Genomic DNA, 17,517 nt, shown 5'->3' with positions numbered 1-17,517 from the left:
AAGGTGCATTAATGTGCGGCGTGGGCCTGGTCTTGCTGTTGTAGCGCCTGCAGCGCGGCAAGGATATCCATTTTCAGGGCGATCACCTCGGCGCTGTGGCCGATGCGCGGCTGGGCGATGGCGACGGGCCATTCGCGCACGATGTTGCCAGGTTTGCCACCCATCAGCAAGATGCGGTCGGCCACCAGGATCGCTTCATCGATATCGTGCGTGACCAGCAGCACGGCCGTGTGCCAGCGGTGCACCACGTCGACCAGTAGCGACTGCATCTCGGCGCGCGTGATGGCGTCGAGCGCGGAAAACGGTTCGTCAGCGAACAGCAGTTCCGGTTCGCGCGCCAGTGCGCGGGCCAGCGCCACGCGCTGCGCCATGCCGCCCGACAGCGCGGATGGATACAGCTTTTCGCGGCCCTTCAGGCCCACCGCCTCGATGGCTTGCGCCACGCGCGCCTGGTGCGCTTCGCGCGTGAGTTGCGGCTGGTGCTTGAAATCCAGGCCAAAGCCGGCGTTGCCCGTGACATTCAGCCAGGGCAAAAGGCTCGCCTGCTGGAACACGAGGGCGCTGCGCGGGTCCGGTTCGCGCATGGGCGCATCGAGAAACTGGATCTCGCCCGTCGATGGCGGCTGCAAGCCGGCCAGCACGCGCAGCAGGCTCGATTTGCCGCAGCCGCTGCCGCCCAGCAGGCAGACGATTTCACGCTTGCGCACGCCCAGCGAGACCTGCTGGAACACAGGCGCCGTGCCGGGATAGGCGTAGCTGAGGTCTTGCGCCTGCAGCGCCCAGTCTTGCGCTTCCACTGCTGTCGTCATGCGGGCGCTCCCGCAGCCTTGGCCGCCTGCTGGCTGTCGAACAGCTGCAAGGCTGCCTGTAATTGCGTCAGGCTGGGGGTGACGATGGGGATGAATGACGACTCGCGCCAGCGGCGCGCAAAGCCCTGCTGTTCGGCATTCAGGTAGGCGCGCCCGCCCATGGCCTGCAGTTCCAGCATCAGCGCCTGCTGCAGCACGTCGGCCAGCTGTATGCGCAGGCGGAACATGGCCGGCGCCTGCGTCTTGAAGCGGCCATCGTGCACGCCCGCCAGCAAGGTAGCGACAGCCGCTTCCAGGGTCGCTTGCAGCGTTTCGATGCGCGGTGTGAGCTGGTTGCGCGAGCCGGCCGAAATCTGCGCCGCCTGCGCCAGGCTGGCGCGCGCCAGGCCGATCGACAGGCCGCACTGCATGCCGAGGAACGATGGACGCACCTGCGGCAGCCAGGCTGGCGCATTGTCGCTGATGATGTCCGCAGCGGGGATGTGCACCTGCGTCAGCTTGACGGAGGCCGTATTGCTGCCGCGCAGGGCGATCAGGTCCAGGTCGTCGCTGCGCTTGACGCCTGGCGTGCTGCTGTCAAAGGCGACGATGACGGGTGGCGCGCCGTCGTTGGGCGCCACGGCGGCCGCCGCGATAAAGCCCGCCTTGCGCAAATTCGTCACCCAGGCCAGGCCGCCGTCGACCAGCAAACCGTCATCCTGGCGCGCACCCGTGATTTGCAGCTGCTCGATGCCGGACAAGAATTTCATGGCGTTCGACAAACCGCTGGCGCCCGCCTGCGCGCCCGCCAGCAGGCCTGGCAGGCGGCGCGCGGCCAGCGCGCGGTTTTCGCTTTGCAGCAGGAATTCGATGAAGCAGCGCTGGCCCCAGAAGACGAAGGCCGCTGTTACCGATTGTTCGGCCACGTTGGCGATGGCGTCGATGGCATCGCGCACGTCGCCGCCCGCGCCGCCATGTTCCTGCGGCACGCCGATGGCCAGCAGCTGGTCGCCGGCCAGCGCCGGCAGGACGGTTTCAGCCAGCTCCGACGATTGGTCGAGCTGGTCGGCATGCATGTGCAGCCAGTGATTGAGATGGCCCATGTCAGACGGCGCCAGGCAGGTAGGGCGTCAATTGCGGATTGACGGGCGTGCCGGCCAGGCTGTTGGAGAAATTGCACAGGGTGGCCAGGCTGATGCCCAGCACCACTTCCAGCGCCTGCTGTTCATTGTAGCCGGCGGCCAGGAAGGCTTGATACTCGCTGTCGGCGACGGCACCGCGCGTGGCGATGACGGCCGTGGCGAAGGCGGCAACGGCGTCGAGTTTGGCGTCGCCGGTCGGCTGGCCATGCTGCAGGGCGCGCACGATATCGGGCGTCTGTCCCGCTTTTTTCAGCGAGATGGCGCTATGGCCCGCGATGCAGAAGTCGCAGCCATGGATGCGCGCGGCGGTGATCTGCACCACTTCGCGTTCCATCAGGCTCAGGCTGGCGCGCGCATTGATGCCCGATACGCTCAGATAGGTTTCCAGCGCCAGCGGGGCATTGGCCAGCACGCCGATCAGGTTGGGCAGGAAGCCGTTGTTGGCGATGGCCTTTTCCACGAAGGGGCGGCTATCGGCCGGGGCGGTATCGAGAGTGTGCAGCGTCAGACGGGACATGGGGTACCTTGCTAGTTTAGTAAGTCACCCAGCCATTATATCGGCCATGCCGTGCATGCAACAGACGTCAGCGTCGTCCTTTTGTGCTCGTTCGTCTTTGATTGCGCACACCTTGATGTCAGCTGGCCAGTTGGCGCTGGCGCTGGTCGCGCCGGTAGGCGCCCGGTTGCTCGCCCGTGACCCGCTTGAAGGCGCGCGTAAAGGCGGCGTGCGAGCGATAGCCCACCAGTTCGGCTGCGCGTTCGACGGAGACGCCGTCGTGCAGGCGCCGCGCGGCGATCTTCATGCGCAGCAGGAGCAGGAATTGGGCCGGTGAGTGGCCGCTGGCGCTGGCGAAATGCTTGCAGAAGCTGGCGCGCGACATGCAGGCCGCTTTGGCCATGTTTTCAATCGACCAGTCGGCGGCGGGGGCGTCGAGCATGCGTTCGAGCAGCGGCGAAAATGCGGGCTGGTGCAGCAGCGACAGCAGGCCGGCTGCCACTTGCTCGCCCTGCGCCACATGGCGGATCAGGTAGAAGAACAGCAGTTCGACCAGGCGCGCTATGAGCGGCGATGGCTGTTCCGGGTCACCGCCTGCCTCTGCCAGGATCAGGTCGAACAGCGCGGCGGCGGCACTGAAGGCTGGCGCGTCGCCGCGTATCAGCAGGTACGGCGGGAAGGAGTCGACGATCAGCGCGGAAAGGGCGCCGCGAAATTGAAAGAAGCCGCAGGCCAGCGCCGTCGCCGGCTGGTCCGTGGGCGTCTGCAGCGGCAGCATGGCTTGCGCGCTGACCGCCTGCAGCGGATCGCTGTGGGGGCTGAGGAAATGGGGCAAGTCGCGCAGCAGGAAGACGCCATCGCGCGGGCCGAGCGCAATCGGCGCCGCGCCATCGAGATGCAAATAGCAGTGGCCATCGAGCACCAGGTGAAAGCTGCCCAGTTCCCGGCCCGCCGTGGAAGCGCGCCAGCGGCCGCAGTACTGGCCCACGTGCAGGACGGCGGTGTCAAGTTCCAGGCTGCCGAGCAGCCAGCGTGCCAGTCTGTCGGTATCAGGGTGCATGGGATGGGACAGGCAAAAGCTGCATCATACGGACCACGCGAGGCAAGGCAAACGACCGATTTCGACTAAGCATATGCGCGCGATGCTGCTTACTGTTTGCCACTGTGCCGCTGGAAGGCAGGACAGTCCACTTGCAGCAGCGAGCGGTCTTCCAGGCACACGGCGGACAGTTTACCACCCCATACGCAGCCGCTATCGAGGCCGATCAGGTGGGGTCGCAACTGCAGTCCCAGCGCCGACCAGTGGCCGAAGACGACGGTGTCGCCAGCGCTGCGCCGGCCGGGCACGTCGAACCACGGCAGCAGCTTGGAACCCGGTGGCGCGCTGCCGCTCTCCTTCATCTTGAAGTCCATCACGCCATCGGGTGTGCAAAAGCGCAGGCGCGTCATGGCGTTGACGATGCAGCGCAGCCGGTCGGCGCCCTGCAGGTCGTCGCGCCAGGCAGCCGGCTCGTTGCCGTACATGGTACGCAGGAACGCCACCCAGCCATCGCTGCGCAGCATGACGGATACTTCCTCGGCCAGGGACAGGGCCTGGGAGGCGTTCCATTGTGGCAGCAGGCCTGCATGCACGAGTACATGACCCTGGTGCTGCAAGGCGAGCGGACGGTGGCGCAGCCAGGTGATCAACTCCTCGCGATCGGGCGCGTCGAGGATCTCGGCCAGCGTATCGGATGCATGCTCCGGGCGGATGCCGTTGGCTACAGCCAGCAAGTGCAAGTCATGGTTGCCCAGGACGCTGTCGGCCAGGCCCTGCTGCGCCAGCGCATGCACATGGCGCAGGGTGGCCAGCGATGCCGGGCCACGATTGATCAGGTCGCCCGCGAACAGGAGCCGGTACGGGCCTTCTGCCGCCGTCTGGATCCGTTCGATCAGTTCGACGGTTTGTGCATGGCAGCCTTGCAGATCGCCGATAAAGTAAGTTTTCATAGGTACCGAGGTGAAGTGAACTACGCGCATGCATTATAAACATGGCTGCCCTTAGTCGTTGGCTGCCTTGCCGTCATCTGCCCGATTGCGCGCACGGCCGGCTGGAAGGGAAAAGTCGGGAGACGATTATGCTGCATGTGGATTTAATGTGGTTTCATTTCCCGCTGCCGCATATCGACAATAATACTCCGGCACGTTTATCGGAATGGATAATTGTCGCACCATGCAAGCCTTGCAAGCAGTATGGCAGGCATGCCGGAATGCCACTCATCCATGTTTATGCATTTTTCACGCGTGCTTTCGGTATATTCTTCATTTCATCTTAATGTTGAACAGATAAATAAGTCGATGGCCGTGATTCAAGCGGCGATGGATTATGCAACGTTGCGCAGATATTTATGCAATGTAGTATATTCCACGTGATTTTATTATTTAATAATGTAAAGGATATACCGGATGGATCTGTCAACGATGACGATGCTGGAATTGCGCAAGCTGGAAGATAATGTGAAGCAGGAATTGAACAGCCGCGAGCGTGAAGACTTGAACAAGGCGCGCGAACAGATCATGGCCATCGCGCAGCAAGCGGGCATTCCGCTGAAACAGTTGATACTCGACGGCTTGCATCCGCGCACGGGCAAAGTCGCGGTACGTTACCGCCATCCAGACAATGCCACTGAACAATGGACCGGCCGTGGCCGCCAGCCGCTGTGGGTCAGGCAGTGGGTGGAATCGGGCAAGTCCATCGATCTGCTGCGCGTATAATTCGGTATACTCTTGGCGCAGTCGCGTGCTTCACCTTGCCATGCACCCTATTGATACCCTTACTTATAGCGCCCATACCATGCTTCCATTGTCCAGAACGATCTTCAAGGCTTACGATATTCGCGGCATCATCGCTAAAACCCTCGATGCCAGCGTGGCCTACAAGATCGGTCAGGCATTTGGCCAGGCAGCCCTGGCCAAGGGTGAGCAGCGGGTCGTGATCGGCCGCGATGGCCGCCTCTCGGGGCCTGAATTGACGGCGGCGCTGGCGCAGGGCTTGCAGGCTGCCGGCGTCGACGTGATCGACCTGGGCGTGGTGGCCACGCCGATGGTTTACTTTGGCACGAACGTGCTAGACACGCGCTCCGGCATCATGGTCACTGGCAGCCACAATCCACCCGATTACAACGGTTTCAAGATGGTGTTGGCGGGCGAAGCGATCCACGGCGAGGCGATCCAGGCGCTGTACCACAGCATCGTCGCGCATGACGGCAGCGCCAGCGCCAAGGACGTTGCCAACCCGGGCAGCTACACCACGCACGATATTCGCGCCGCCTACCTGGAGCGCATCCTGGGTGACGTCAAGCTGGCGCGCCCGATCAAGATCGCCGTCGACTGCGGTAATGGCGTGGCCGGCGCATTTGCCGGCGACCTGTTCCGCGGCATGGGTTGCGACGTCATCGAATTGTTCTGCGACGTCGATGGCAATTTCCCGAACCACCATCCGGACCCGGCGCATCCGGAAAACCTGCAAGACCTGATCCGCTGCCTGGCCGAGACGGATGCGGAAATCGGCATCGCCTTCGATGGCGATGGCGATCGCCTGGGCGTGGTCACCAAGGATGGCCAGATCATTTACCCCGATCGCCAGATGATGCTGTTTGCCGCCGACGTGCTGACCCGCCATCCGGGTGCGCAGATTTTGTATGACGTGAAATGCACGCGCCATCTGGCGCCGTGGATCAGCAAGCATGGCGGCGTGCCGCTGATGTACAAGACGGGCCACTCGCTGGTGAAAGCCAAGCTGCGTGAAACGGGCGCGCCGCTGGGTGGCGAAATGAGCGGCCATATCTTTTTCAAGGACCGCTGGTACGGTTTCGACGACGGCCTGTATTCGGCCGCGCGCCTGCTGGAAATCCTCACCCGCGAAGCCAATCCTTCGGCCCTTTTGAACTCTCTGCCGCAGTCCGACAGCACGCCGGAACTGCATCTGGAACTGAAGGAAGGCGAGAATGTCGCGCTGATGGACATGCTGCGCCGCGACGCCGTCTTCCCCGGTAATGAACAGATCATCACCATCGACGGCTTGCGCGTGGAGTATGCGGACGGCTTCGGCCTGGCCCGTTCGTCCAACACCACGCCGGTGATCGTCATGCGCTTCGAAGCGGAAACGCCGCAAGCGCTGGCACGCATCCAGGGACAGTTCAAGAGCGTGATCCTGGCCGCCAAGCCTGACGCCGTTCTACCCTTCTGACAGCATGACCGCTCAATCTGGCGCACAGGCGCCCTTGAAAATCCTGCTGGTGCGGGTATCTTCGCTGGGCGACGTGCTGCATAACCTGCCGATGGTGGCAGACATCGCCCGTCATTATCCGGATGCGACCATCGACTGGGTGGTCGAGGAAGGCTACACCAGCCTGGTGCGCCTGAACCCCCGCGTGAATACCATTTTCCCGTTCGCGCTGCGGCGCTGGCGCAAGAGCCTGGGCAAGAAAGAGACGCGCGCGGAAATCGCCGCCTTTTTCCGCAGCCTGCGCCAGACGCGCTACGATTACGTGTTCGATACCCAGGGCTTGCTCAAGACGGGCATCATCATGGGTGCTGCGCGCCTGGCGCCAGGCGGACAGAAGGTTGGCCTGGCGAACGGCAGCGAAGGTTCCGGCTACGAGGGCATTTCGCGCCTGTTTCATACCAACAGCATTCCGCTCGACCCGCGTACGCACGCGGTAGCGCGTGGCCGCCTGGTGGCTGCCGCCGCACTCGGCTACACGGTCGATACGCGGGCCGATTTCGGCTTGCCGGCAGTGCCAGGCAGCGAACCGCGCCCGGACTGGATGGGCGCGGCGCCATATTGCGTGTATTTCCACGGCACGGCGCGCGACGCCAAGAAATGGGCGCCGCAACACTGGATCGCCCTCGGCCATGCGCTCTCGCCCATGCCCATTCTGCTGCCCTGGGGTTCGCCCAAGGAAAAGGCGGAAGCCGAACAGTTGGCGGCCAGCCTGCCGAACGCGCGCGTGCTGCCGAAACTGTCGATGGGCGAGGCCACCCTGCTGGCACGCCACGCGGCGCTGGTGATCGGCGTCGATACGGGCCTGACACATATCGCCGCCGCCTTCCTGCGTCCGACGGTGGAAATCTATGCAGATTCGCCACGGTGGAAAACAGAAGGCAACTGGTCGCCGAACATCATCAACCTGGGCGACAAAGGCGCGCCGCCCGGCGTGCCGGAAGTGCTGGCCGCGGCGCAGCGCCTGCTGGCCGAGCATCCCCCCGCCTGACTTCAACGTTACCTATCATGCGACTTTTTTATACCCTTGCCTGGTGGCTGGCCTTGCCCCTGGTGCTGGCGCGGCTGTGGCTGCGCGGACGCCAGGAGCCCGGCTACCGCCAGCATTGGGGCGAGCGCCTGGGCTGCTACGGCCGCCAGGCAAAACCACTGATTCCCACGCTCTGGCTGCACGCCGTCTCCGTCGGCGAGACGCGCGCTGCCGAGCCGCTGATCGATGCGCTGCTGGCCGCATGGCCCGATTGCCGCATTGTCCTCACGCACATGACGCCCACGGGACGTGCGACCGGTAAAACCCTGTTCGCCAAGCACGGCGCGCGCCTGCTACAAAGCTACCTGCCGTACGACACGGGAGCCATGCCGGCCAGTTTCATCCGCCATTTCGCGCCGCGCATCTGCATCCTGATGGAGACGGAAGTGTGGCCTAACCTGATCCACCAATGTAATCGCTACAAAGTGCCGGTGGTGCTGGCCAATGCGCGATTGTCGCAGCGTTCGCTGGGCAAGGCGCAGCGCCTGGGCAAGCTCATCGCCGATGCGGCGCGCGGCATCACCCTGGTCGCGGCGCAGACGCAGGACGACGCCGATCGCGTGCGCCAGCTGGGCGTGCAGGAGGTGGTCGTCACGGGCAGCATCAAGTTCGACGTCGTCGTGCCCGAGGCGGCCCTGGCGACGGGCGCCTGGCTGCGCGGTGCGATAGGTGCACGCCCCGTGCTGCTGTGCGCCAGCACGCGCGACGGCGAAGAACCATTGATTCTTGATGCCTTTACCCGCGCCAGCCTGCCCGCCAACGTGCTGCTGCTGATCGTGCCAAGGCATCCGCAGCGCTTCGACGAGGTGGAAAAACTGGTGCTGACGCACGGCCTGGCCGTGCAGCGCAGGTCCGGCCTGGCGCAGGACGATACCGTCACGGCGGGCACGCAGGTGCTGCTGGGCGATACCATGGGCGAGATGTTTGCGTATTACGCGGCCTGCGATTGCGCTTTCGTCGGCGGCAGCCTGCTGCCGCTGGGCGGGCAAAACCTGATCGAACCGGCGGCGCTGGGGAAACCCGTGCTGATCGGCCCCCACACCTTCAACTTTGCGCTGGTGACCGAGCAGGCGATTGCCGCCGGCGGCGCCGCGCTGGTGGCGGACGCCGACGCGCTGATGGCGCAGGCGTCATTCTTGCTGCAAAATCCCGCGCAACTGGCGTCGATGGGGCAAAAGGCGCTGGCCTTCGCGGCGCAGCACCGTGGCGCCACGCCGCGCACGATTGCGGCCATCAAGACCCTGCTGCCCGTTTAATTGAACAAGACGGGGAGTTCCTGCGAGCGTTTTCTCAGTGCCTGCTTGGCGCCATCGTAGTCGGGATAGATCGATTCCACGGTGGCCCAGAAGCGGGGGCTGTGATTCATTTCCAGCAGGTGCGACAGTTCATGCGCTACCACGTAGTCGATCAGTGGCAGGGCGAAGTGGATCAGGCGCCAGTTCAGACGGATCTTGCGCTCGATGGTGCAGCTGCCCCAGCGCGTGCCGGCCGAGGATAGCGACAATGAATCGTAACGCACGCCCAGCCTGTCCGCATACAGGTCCAGCCGCGCTTCGAACAGCTGGCGCGCTTCATGCTGGAACCAGCCCTTCACTTTTTCCTTCAACTGTTGTTCGCTGCCCGTGGGCGTGACCCAGACGTGCAATTCATTCGTTTCGCGCTGGAAGCTGGCGCGGTGGCGCGGCGCCTGGTGCAATCGCAATGTGATCTCGCCACCGAGATAGGGCAGCACGGCGCCATCGATCCATGCCACGGGTGGGCGTTGCTGGCGCTGCACCTTGCGCTCGCCCCGTTCCAGCAGCTTCGAGACGATCCAGCCTTGCTTGGCGCGGATGGCATTGTCAATTTCGGCCAGGGTGACACGCTTGGGTGCGGTCACGCGCAAGCCGTTATCGTCGATCATGAAACCGATGGAGCGGCGCGTGGAGCGGCGCAGGGCGAATTCGATCAGGTGGCTGCCCAGCTGCAGCTGGCGCAGTGGCGGGCCATCAGCGGTGCGCGGCGGGGAAGGCAACGGAGATGGGGCAGGGCTAACGATGGGCGGCGGCGCCACTTGCGGTGGCGCCACGGGCGGCGCTGGCGGTGCCGTGGGGCGCACCGCCGGGGGCGTGCTGGTCGAGACGTCGTGCGCGAACAGGTCCAGTTGCTGGTCGCCGACCTTGATGGTCTTCATCTGCTGGCGCAGGGTCGGCTCCTGGATGACCGCGCTGATGCCGTCTAGCCAGCGTTGTAGGCGTGAGGCGAAATGACGCGCATTTCTGATTCTATCCAATTTTCCACCTGTTGCATCATGCTGTCCGGGGTTTGCCCTTCCGGCGAAATCGGTTTGCCTATCGAGACGGTGATCAGTCCCGGGCGTTTGAGGAATGACTGCTTGGGCCAGCATTCGCCTGAATTATGCGCAATCGGTACCACCACGGCGCCCGTGGCGATGGCCAGACGCGTGCCGCCGCTCTTGTACTTGCCCGCCTGGCCCACGGGAATGCGGGTGCCTTCGGGGAACATGATAATCCATTGGCCGTCGGCCAGGCGGCGTTTGCCATGCGCGACCACGCTTTTGAAGGCATGCTTGCCCTGCTTGCGGTCGATGGGGATCATGCGCAGCAGCGCCATGGCCCAGCCGAAGAAGGGGATGTACAGGATCTCCTTCTTGAATACATACACCAGCGGACGGGGCAGGCTGGGCAGCAAGAAGATGGTTTCCCATGCCGACTGGTGCTTTGACAGCACGATGGCCGGCGCATCCGGGAAGTTCTCGGCGCCCTTGACTTCATAGCGGATGCCGCAAATGACCTTGGCGCACCACAGGATAAACACGTTCCAGCGCGAGGTGACCCAATAGCGCTTGTTGTAGCTCAATGGCGCGGCAAAAAAGCACACGCAGGCCCAGACGATGGTGGCCACGATCATGATGGTCATGAACAGCAGGGATCGCAGGAACAGGGAAATATTACGCAATGCGGTTCTCCGAAAATTAGATACTGAATGCCACGGTGGGCGCTGGCGCCTTGAGCAGGTGGCTGACCACGGCTGCTAGGTCGGGGAATACCTGGGTGCCAGGCGGCAGGCCACCCGTTTCGTTGGTTTTTTCGCCCTTGCCCGTCAGGACCAGGTAGGGCACGCAGCCGCTGATGAAACCTGCCTGCAGGTCGCGCAGCGAATCGCCCACGGTGGGCACGCCTTTCAGGCTGGTGTTGTAGCGCTTCGAGATTTCATGGAACATGCCCGGTTTCGGCTTGCGGCAGTCGCAATTGTCCGCACCCGCGTGCGGGCAAAAGAAGATGGCGTCGATATCGGCGCCCACCTGCTGCGCCAGGGTATGCATCTTCTGGTGGATCGCGTTCAGCACCGTCATGTCGAAGTACTCGCGCGCGATGCCCGACTGGTTCGAGGCGACGACGACGCGATAGCCAGCCTGGTTCAGGCGGGCGATCGCTTCGAGCGAACCGGGAATCGGCAGCCATTCGGCCGGCGACTTGATGAAGTCCGGCGAGTCATGATTAATGACGCCGTCGCGGTCGAGAATAATCAGTTTCAGCGCCGGAGTGCCCATTATGCCGCCAGCTTGGAAATGTCGGCCACGCGGTTCATCATGCCGTGCAGCGACGACAGCAAGGCCAGGCGGTTGTTGCGCAGGGCGACATCTTCGGCCATCACCATCACGTCGTTGAAGAAGCCATCAACGTCGTCGCGCAGCTGCGCCAGCGTTTGCAGGGTGCTGGTGAAGTCGCCCTTGGCGAAGGCTGCGTCGACTTCCGGCTGCACGCGCGAGACGGCAGCGGCGAGTTTTTTCTCCGCTTCGTCCTGCAGCAGCGCCACGTTGACGCCACCGGCGGCGACCTGGTTGACGGCTTCCTCGTTCTTTTTCAGGATGTTCGTGATGCGCTTGTTGGCGGCGGCCAGCGAGGCGCTTTCCGGCAGGGCGGCAAACGCCTGCACGGCTTCCAGGCGCTGCACGATGTCATCCAGGCGGTCGGGATTTTGCGCCACGACGGCTTCGATTTCATTCGGCGAGAAGCCGCGTTCGCGCAGGATGCCGCGCAGGCGGTCCAGCATGAAGGTGGTGACGTCCGCCACCGGGTCCTTGAAGCCGGGAATGGCGGAAAATTGCGCAGCGGCGTCGCCCAGCAAGCCCTGGATCGACAGGGGCAAGCGCTTTTCCAGCAGCATGCGCAGCACGCCCAGGGCGTGGCGGCGCAGCGCGAACGGGTCCTTGTCGCCCGTGGGCGCCAGGCCGATAGCCCAGATGCCGACCAGGGTTTCGAGTTTGTCGGCCAGGGCCACGGCGGTGCCGGTGGCGGTCGACGGCAGGTTGTCGCCGGCAAAGCGCGGCTGGTAGTGCTCGGAAGCGGCCAGCGCCACTTCTTCCGGTTCGCCGTCATGGCGCGCGTAGTACGTACCCATGATGCCTTGCAGCTCGGGGAATTCGCCCACCATGTCGGTCAGCAAATCGGCCTTGGCCAGCAGGGCGCCGCGTTCGGCCAGGGCCACGTCGTAGCCCAATTTGGCGGCGATGGCGCCGGCCAGCGACTTGACGCGTTCTGTGCGTGCCGCTTGCGTGCCCAGCTTGTTGTGGTAGACCACGTTGGCCAGCAACGGCAAACGCGCTGCCAGGGTTTTCTTCTTGTCTTGCTCGAAGAAGAACTTGGCGTCGGACAGGCGCGGGCGCACGACGCGCTCGTTGCCGCCGATGATGTGTTCTGGCGTGTCCGTCTCGATGTTGGAGACGATCAAAAAGCGCGAGCGCAGCTTGCCTTCGCTGTCGGTCAGCGCGAAGTATTTTTGATTTGTCTGCATGGTGAGGATCAGGCATTCCTGCGGCACGGCCAGGAATTCTTCCTCGAAGTGGCACTCATACACGACCGGCCATTCGACCAGGGCAGTCACTTCGTCGAGCAGCGCTTCGGGCATCAGCACCTGGTCGGCACCGGCCTTGTCCAGCAGCTGGGCGCGGATGCGCTCCTTGCGCTCCTCGTTGCTGGCGATGACGCTGGCGTTGAGGATCAGGGAAGCGGCATAGTTTTCCGCGTGCGCGATGGTGATAGCCTTGCCATCGGTCAGGAAGCGGTGGCCCAGGGTGGTGCGGCCAGCCGTCAATCCCAGCAGGGTCAACGGCAGAATATTGATGCCATGCAGGGCGATCAGGCTGTGGGCCGGGCGCACGAATTGCACGGTCGTGCCATCCGGGCGCTGATAGCTCATCAGTTTTGGAATCGGCAGCTTGGCGGCCGACTCCGTCAATGCGGCTTGCGCACCGGTGGCGAGCTGGCTGCCTGGCGCCGTGTAGGTGTAGAAGAAGCTTTCAGCCTTGCCGTCGACGGCGCGTTCCAGCTCGGCCACCGTCAGCTCGGGGAAGCCCAGCGCGGCCAGTTTCTTGGCCAGCGGCGGCGTGCCGTTGCCGTTCGCGTCCAGCGCCACGGAGACGGGCAAGACTTTTTCACGGATGGATTTGTCGGGCGAGACTTCGCGCACGTTGGTGATGGAGACGGCCAGGCGGCGCGGCGAGGCGTAGCTGGTGGCGACGCTGTCGGCTTCCAGGAAGTCGCGAGCCTTCAGGCCGTTGACGATGCCGGCGGTGAAGGCGGCGCCCAGTTTGGCCAGCGCCTTCGGCGGCAGTTCTTCGGTCAGCAGTTCGATGAGCAGTGTTTGGTTCATGGTGTTCTTGTCTGGTACGGCGGTGTAGAGGCTCGAATGATGGAGGCTCGAAGTTAAGCGGCGGCGGGTTGGTCTGCAGCGGGCAGCATCGGGAAACCGAGGCGCTCGCGCGAGTCGTAATACGCTTGCGCCACCAGGCGCGACAGGGTGCGCACGCGGCCGATGTAGGCGGCGCGTTCCGTCACCGAGATGGCGCCACGCGCGTCCAGCATATTGAAGCTGTGCGAGGCCTTCATGATTTTCTCGTAGGCGGGCAGGGTCAGTTGCAGCTCGATCAGGCGCTTCGCTTCCGCTTCGTAGTTGCCGAACTGTTCGAACAGCAGGTCTGTATTCGCGTGCTCGAAGTTGTAGGTCGATTGCTCCACTTCATTCTGGTGGAAGACGTCGCCGTAGCTCAGCTTCTTCGTCACGCCATTTTCTTCCCACTCGGTCCACACCAGGTCATACACGTTTTCCACGCCTTGCAGGTACATGGCCAGGCGTTCGATGCCGTAGGTGATCTCGCCCAGCACGGGCTTGCAATCGAGGCCGCCCACTTGCTGGAAGTAAGTAAATTGGGTCACTTCCATGCCGTTCAGCCAGACTTCCCAGCCCAGGCCCCAGGCGCCCAGAGTCGGGCTTTCCCAGTCGTCTTCGACGAAGCGCACGTCATTCTGTTGCAGGTCCAGGCCCAGTGCGGCCAGCGAACCCAGATACAGGTCGAGGATGTTTTCCGGCGCGGGCTTCAACACCACCTGGTACTGGTAGTAGTGCTGCATGCGGTTCGGGTTTTCGCCATAGCGGCCATCTTTCGGGCGGCGCGACGGCTGCACATACGCAGCGCGCCAGGGTTCCGGGCCGATTGCGCGCAGGAAGGTACCGGTGTGGAAGGTGCCGGCGCCGACTTCCATGTCGTAAGGCTGGAGCAGGGCGCAACCTTGCTTGTCCCAATAGGTTTGCAAGGTCAGGATAATTTGTTGAAATGTGAGCATCGTATGAATTCGCCGCGCGGGAGGCTGCGCTTTGTTAAGGTTTGCTTGAAGGCCGGACGCTTGCCTGGAAAGCGCGTCCGGGCCGGAGTTTTGCTAATTTTAGCGGTTTTTGCCGGCCCACTGTGACTCTTCGGGCAATATCGGCCGACTATTCCTGCGCGGCGCGGCCACGGCGGGCGGTGCGCGACAGCAGGAAGGCCGTCAGCAGGGCCAGCGCGGCCAGGGCCAGCACCAGTTTATTGCCATACAGAATGTACGGCGTCATGCCGCCCATGCCTTGCACCTTGGCTGCCAGCGTGGCTTGCTGTTCCGGCGGCAGCAGGCTTTGCACCACGCCTTTGCCGTCGATGACAGCGGTGGCGCCCGTGTTGGTCGAGCGCAGCGTGGGGCGACCCGTTTCCAGGCTGCGCATCTGCGAAATCTGCAGATGCTGCGGGATGGCGATCGAATCGCCAAACCAGGCCAGGTTCGAGATATTCAGCAGCACCGAGGCCGACTGCTTGCCATTGCGGTGGGCGCTGGCCAGCTGGCCGGCGATTTCCTCGCCAAACAAGTCTTCGTAGCAGATATTCGGCAGCACCAGCTGGTCGCGCACCTGCAGCGGCGCCTGCACGTCGGCGCCGCGGCCCATGTCGCCCAGCGGGATGGCCATCATGGCGACAAACCAGTGCAGGCCGGGCGGCACGAATTCGCCGAACGGCACCAGGTGGTGCTTGCGGTACTGGTAGTAGGAGCCTGGCGCGCCTTGTGGCGTGATCCCCAGCGCCGCATTGTAAAAGCGTTGCTGTTCGTCGAGCACGGGCATGCCGACTAAAATCGTGCTGCCCGTCTGCTGCGAATAAGTCGCCAGGCTATCCAGATAGCCGGGCGGCAGCTGGTGCGGTAGCACGGTGACGGCTGTTTCCGGCGTGGCGATCAGGTCGGCCGGCGCGCTGGTGATGGCGCTCTGGTACATCTGCAGTGCGCCCAGCACGAAGCCGGGGTCGAATTTCTGCTGCTGCGGCACATTGCCCTGCAACAGGCGCACCGTGATCGGGCGCCCGACCGGGTGCGTCCACGCCACATACTGCAAGCCAACGCCGGCCGCGTACAGCGCGACCAGGCCGCCCAGCGCGCTCCAGCGCGTGCGGTGCAGGGGATGGACTAGCAAGAGCAAGGCGCCGGCCGACAGCGCCGCCAGCCAGCCCAGGCCATATGAACCGACGATGGGTGCATAGCCGGCCAGCGGGCCGGCATTGTGGGCATAGCCGGTGGCCAGCCAAGGAAAACCCGTAAATAGCCAGCCGCGCGTCCATTCGAACAGGGTCCACAGGGAAGGCAAGATCAACAGCGTCATTGTCGGCAACGAGAGTACCCAGCGTTTGCGCAGCCAGGCGGCCGCCCCCATGGCCAGGGCCACGTAAATGGCCATCAAGAGGGCCAGCAGCGCCACGGCGATGGCCGCGATTGGCGCGGCCATGTCGCCATAGCGGTGCATGGAGATGTACAGCCAGTGCGTGCCGGCTGCGCACCAGCCGAAGCCATAGGCCCAGCCGATCAGTGCACCTGCCTTGACGTTCGAGGCGCGCAGCACCTGGTAGAACAGCACGCCCAGGCTGAGGATTTGCAATGGCCAGTAGCCGAAAGGGGCGAACGCCAGCACCGCGACGGCGCCGGCGATGGCGGCAGTCAGCATGCGCGCCCAGGTGCTGCGGGGCGGTTTGGCGGGGGCGTTGGGATCTAAGCGTCTGAAACGCATTTACAGCACGCGCATGTCAGAGTTCCAGTTCCGGCACGTTGGGCAGGCGTTCGACGAGCAGCACGTGCACCTGGCGCGCATCGGCGCGCAGCACTTCGAAGCGCAAACTGCCCAGGTCGAAGATGTCGCCCTTGTGCGCCATGCGGCCCAGATATTTCGAGACCAGGCCGCCGATGGTGTCGACGTCGTCGTCCACCAGGTGGCTGCCCACTTCTTCGTTGAACTGTTCGATCTCGGTCAGCGCCTTGACTCGCCAGCGGGGGCCAAACTGGCCTTCCTTGAGCGAGAGGATATTGTCCTCGGCTTCGTCGAAGTCGTATTCGTCCTCGATATCGCCGACGATCTGTTCCAGCACGTCTTCGATGGTGATCAGGCCGGCGACGCCGCTGTATTCATCGACGACGATGGCCATGTGATTGTGGTTGGCGCGGAAATCGCGCAGCAGCACATTCAGGCGTTTCGATTCGGGGATGAAGATGGCGGGGCGCAGCATGTCGCGGACGTCGAAAGTTTCTTCTGCGTAATAACGCAGCAAATCTTTCGCCAGCAGGATGCCGATGACCTTGTCGCGCTCGCCCTCGATCGCGGGGAAGCGCGAGTGGGCGGTCGACAGGACTTCCGGCATCCATTCCTCGATCGGCTTGCTGATGTCGATGACATCCATTTGCGAGCGGGGAATCATGATGTCGCGCGCACAGAGATCCGATACCTGGAACACGCCTTCGATCATCGACAGGGCGTCGGCGTCGATCAGCTTGCGTTCATGCGCATCGTGTAGAACATCGAGCAATTCTGCACGGTTCTCTGGCTCGGGGGATATGAGTGCGGTCAGGCGTTCAAACAGTGACCGGTGGGGCTTGACGTCAGTTCTGACGCCACTAGGGTGCTCGGGCATAGGAGGCGTGAGCCGTTGTTGCGAAGGGATATAGGATACACCAAAAGTGGGGCAATACCGGATTTCCCCGCTTTTGATGCAAATTTAATACGCTGAAGTACACCGTTGCCCGACGTTTCAGGCGTCCTGGCCCAGCACGCGCGCGCGCAAGTGCGCCACGTCGGCCTGCCAGTCGGCGAAATGCTCGCTGTCCTGCCACAGCTGGCGCAGTTCCGACGTCTCCGCCACGATCCTGTCGAACGCCAGGCGCGCCTTTTCCAGCAGCGGCGGCGTGACTTTCTTCTTGCAGGCGGCTACCCATTCGTCCACTTCCGCGGTGGCCGGGTCGTCCTCGCCCGGCTTGCCCAAGAGGCGTGCGATCACCTCCAGCGCGGCCAGCGCTTCGGCGGCGAACGGCGCTTCCAGCTCCGCTTCCGTGCTGTCGATGACGTTGTCGAGCGTGGTCTCGACCAGTTCCAGTGTTTTATATTCGTGCAAATCCTGCGCCCAATCCATGGCGTAGTCGTTGCCGAAGGCATCTAGCGCCCAGGTTCCCATG

Annotated in this window: 17 protein-coding genes; 4 read left to right on the top strand and 13 right to left on the bottom strand. The window is 63.6% G+C overall.

The features are described 5' to 3' along the window. Positions 1-8: 8 nt before the first annotated feature. From ACQ4WN_RS01405 to ACQ4WN_RS01385, 5 genes are all read right to left on the bottom strand, one after another. Positions 9-809: an ABC transporter ATP-binding protein gene (locus tag ACQ4WN_RS01405; protein ID WP_436549936.1), complete on the bottom strand. Its 801-nt coding sequence runs from the start codon at positions 807-809 to the stop codon at positions 9-11. Next, a complete protein-coding gene (locus ACQ4WN_RS01400; RefSeq protein ID WP_436549935.1) occupies positions 806-1,891 on the bottom strand; it encodes an acyl-CoA dehydrogenase family protein in 1,086 nt (361 codons plus the stop codon). The genes ACQ4WN_RS01405 and ACQ4WN_RS01400 overlap by 4 nt, the downstream gene beginning before the upstream one ends. Position 1,892: 1 nt before the next feature. Beyond that, positions 1,893-2,447, bottom strand: a complete 555-nt coding sequence (locus ACQ4WN_RS01395; protein ID WP_436549934.1) for a carboxymuconolactone decarboxylase family protein — start codon at positions 2,445-2,447, stop codon at positions 1,893-1,895. 118 nt (positions 2,448-2,565) lie between these two features. Next, positions 2,566-3,486 (bottom strand): AraC family transcriptional regulator, encoded by a 921-nt coding sequence (locus ACQ4WN_RS01390; protein ID WP_436549933.1) that lies wholly within the window; start codon positions 3,484-3,486, stop codon positions 2,566-2,568. Between the two features lie 89 nt (positions 3,487-3,575). Further along, the gene (locus ACQ4WN_RS01385; protein ID WP_436549932.1) at positions 3,576-4,415 is read right to left on the bottom strand and encodes a symmetrical bis(5'-nucleosyl)-tetraphosphatase; all 840 of its coding nucleotides are present in this window, start codon (positions 4,413-4,415) and stop codon (positions 3,576-3,578) included. A gap of 456 nt (positions 4,416-4,871) precedes the next feature. Here ACQ4WN_RS01385 and ACQ4WN_RS01380 point away from each other — a divergent pair, with 456 nt between their 5' ends. The 4 genes from ACQ4WN_RS01380 to waaA all read left to right on the top strand — a co-directional run bounded on the left by ACQ4WN_RS01380 (position 4,872) and on the right by waaA (position 8,976). After that, entirely contained in the window at positions 4,872-5,180 is a 309-nt protein-coding gene (locus ACQ4WN_RS01380) for an H-NS histone family protein (protein ID WP_077408468.1), read from the top strand. A 79-nt stretch (positions 5,181-5,259) separates the two neighbouring features. Further along, positions 5,260-6,654 (top strand): phosphomannomutase/phosphoglucomutase, encoded by a 1,395-nt coding sequence (locus ACQ4WN_RS01375; RefSeq protein WP_436549931.1) that lies wholly within the window; start codon positions 5,260-5,262, stop codon positions 6,652-6,654. A 4-nt stretch (positions 6,655-6,658) separates the two neighbouring features. Next, complete coding sequence (gene waaC / locus ACQ4WN_RS01370) at positions 6,659-7,681, top strand: lipopolysaccharide heptosyltransferase I (RefSeq protein WP_436549930.1); 1,023 nt, start codon at positions 6,659-6,661, stop codon at positions 7,679-7,681. 17 nt (positions 7,682-7,698) lie between these two features. Continuing rightward, positions 7,699-8,976: a lipid IV(A) 3-deoxy-D-manno-octulosonic acid transferase gene (gene waaA / locus ACQ4WN_RS01365; RefSeq protein ID WP_436549929.1), complete on the top strand. Its 1,278-nt coding sequence runs from the start codon at positions 7,699-7,701 to the stop codon at positions 8,974-8,976. On the opposite strand, the gene ACQ4WN_RS01360 is transcribed toward waaA, so the two are convergent. From ACQ4WN_RS01360 to ACQ4WN_RS01325, 8 genes are all read right to left on the bottom strand, one after another. Then, entirely contained in the window at positions 8,973-9,893 is a 921-nt protein-coding gene (locus ACQ4WN_RS01360) for a M48 family metallopeptidase (protein WP_436550088.1), read from the bottom strand. The genes waaA and ACQ4WN_RS01360 overlap by 4 nt on opposite strands. A 44-nt stretch (positions 9,894-9,937) precedes the next feature. After that, complete coding sequence (locus tag ACQ4WN_RS01355; protein WP_100874414.1) at positions 9,938-10,678, bottom strand: lysophospholipid acyltransferase family protein; 741 nt, start codon at positions 10,676-10,678, stop codon at positions 9,938-9,940. 16 nt (positions 10,679-10,694) lie between these two features. Then, entirely contained in the window at positions 10,695-11,273 is a 579-nt protein-coding gene (gmhB, locus tag ACQ4WN_RS01350; RefSeq protein WP_436549928.1) for a D-glycero-beta-D-manno-heptose 1,7-bisphosphate 7-phosphatase, read from the bottom strand. Further along, positions 11,273-13,375, bottom strand: coding sequence for a glycine--tRNA ligase subunit beta (gene glyS / locus ACQ4WN_RS01345; RefSeq protein WP_436549927.1), 2,103 nt, complete (start codon positions 13,373-13,375; stop codon positions 11,273-11,275). The genes gmhB and glyS overlap by 1 nt, the downstream gene beginning before the upstream one ends. Positions 13,376-13,428: 53 nt before the next feature. Then, positions 13,429-14,346, bottom strand: coding sequence for a glycine--tRNA ligase subunit alpha (glyQ, locus tag ACQ4WN_RS01340; RefSeq protein ID WP_436549926.1), 918 nt, complete (start codon positions 14,344-14,346; stop codon positions 13,429-13,431). Between the two features lie 148 nt (positions 14,347-14,494). After that, on the bottom strand, positions 14,495-16,021 hold the full coding sequence (lnt, locus tag ACQ4WN_RS01335) for an apolipoprotein N-acyltransferase (RefSeq protein ID WP_436549925.1): 1,527 nt from the start codon (positions 16,019-16,021) through the stop codon (positions 14,495-14,497). Between the two features lie 79 nt (positions 16,022-16,100). Beyond that, complete coding sequence (locus ACQ4WN_RS01330) at positions 16,101-16,979, bottom strand: CorC family transporter (protein ID WP_436549924.1); 879 nt, start codon at positions 16,977-16,979, stop codon at positions 16,101-16,103. Positions 16,980-17,096: 117 nt separating this feature from the next. Further along, complete coding sequence (locus ACQ4WN_RS01325; protein ID WP_436549923.1) at positions 17,097-17,516, bottom strand: DUF4259 domain-containing protein; 420 nt, start codon at positions 17,514-17,516, stop codon at positions 17,097-17,099. Position 17,517: the final 1 nt, after the last annotated feature.

The sequence above is a fragment of the Janthinobacterium pasteuri genome (assembly GCF_051380775.1).
In the GTDB taxonomy this organism is placed as follows: domain Bacteria; phylum Pseudomonadota; class Gammaproteobacteria; order Burkholderiales; family Burkholderiaceae_D; genus Janthinobacterium.
This window is presented reverse-complemented; position numbering and strand designations above follow the sequence as displayed.

What these genes read in the sequence shown, in the direction of transcription:
- ACQ4WN_RS01390 (WP_436549933.1), bottom strand. Translation starts at nt 3,486, where the DNA reads ATGCACCCTGATACCGACAGACTGGCACGCTGGCTGCTCGGCAGCCTG.
- waaC (WP_436549930.1), top strand. Translation starts at nt 6,659, where the DNA reads ATGACCGCTCAATCTGGCGCACAGGCGCCCTTGAAAATCCTGCTGGTG.
- ACQ4WN_RS01400 (WP_436549935.1), bottom strand. Translation starts at nt 1,891, where the DNA reads ATGGGCCATCTCAATCACTGGCTGCACATGCATGCCGACCAGCTCGAC.
- ACQ4WN_RS01385 (WP_436549932.1), bottom strand. Translation starts at nt 4,415, where the DNA reads ATGAAAACTTACTTTATCGGCGATCTGCAAGGCTGCCATGCACAAACC.
- ACQ4WN_RS01395 (WP_436549934.1), bottom strand. Translation starts at nt 2,447, where the DNA reads ATGTCCCGTCTGACGCTGCACACTCTCGATACCGCCCCGGCCGATAGC.
- glyQ (WP_436549926.1), bottom strand. Translation starts at nt 14,346, where the DNA reads ATGCTCACATTTCAACAAATTATCCTGACCTTGCAAACCTATTGGGAC.
- ACQ4WN_RS01325 (WP_436549923.1), bottom strand. Translation starts at nt 17,516, where the DNA reads ATGGGAACCTGGGCGCTAGATGCCTTCGGCAACGACTACGCCATGGAT.
- ACQ4WN_RS01360 (WP_436550088.1), bottom strand. Translation starts at nt 9,893, where the DNA reads ATGAAGACCATCAAGGTCGGCGACCAGCAACTGGACCTGTTCGCGCAC.
- ACQ4WN_RS01330 (WP_436549924.1), bottom strand. Translation starts at nt 16,979, where the DNA reads ATGCCCGAGCACCCTAGTGGCGTCAGAACTGACGTCAAGCCCCACCGG.
- ACQ4WN_RS01375 (WP_436549931.1), top strand. Translation starts at nt 5,260, where the DNA reads ATGCTTCCATTGTCCAGAACGATCTTCAAGGCTTACGATATTCGCGGC.
- gmhB (WP_436549928.1), bottom strand. Translation starts at nt 11,273, where the DNA reads ATGGGCACTCCGGCGCTGAAACTGATTATTCTCGACCGCGACGGCGTC.
- ACQ4WN_RS01380 (WP_077408468.1), top strand. Translation starts at nt 4,872, where the DNA reads ATGGATCTGTCAACGATGACGATGCTGGAATTGCGCAAGCTGGAAGAT.
- lnt (WP_436549925.1), bottom strand. Translation starts at nt 16,021, where the DNA reads ATGCTGACTGCCGCCATCGCCGGCGCCGTCGCGGTGCTGGCGTTCGCC.
- ACQ4WN_RS01405 (WP_436549936.1), bottom strand. Translation starts at nt 809, where the DNA reads ATGACGACAGCAGTGGAAGCGCAAGACTGGGCGCTGCAGGCGCAAGAC.
- glyS (WP_436549927.1), bottom strand. Translation starts at nt 13,375, where the DNA reads ATGAACCAAACACTGCTCATCGAACTGCTGACCGAAGAACTGCCGCCG.
- waaA (WP_436549929.1), top strand. Translation starts at nt 7,699, where the DNA reads ATGCGACTTTTTTATACCCTTGCCTGGTGGCTGGCCTTGCCCCTGGTG.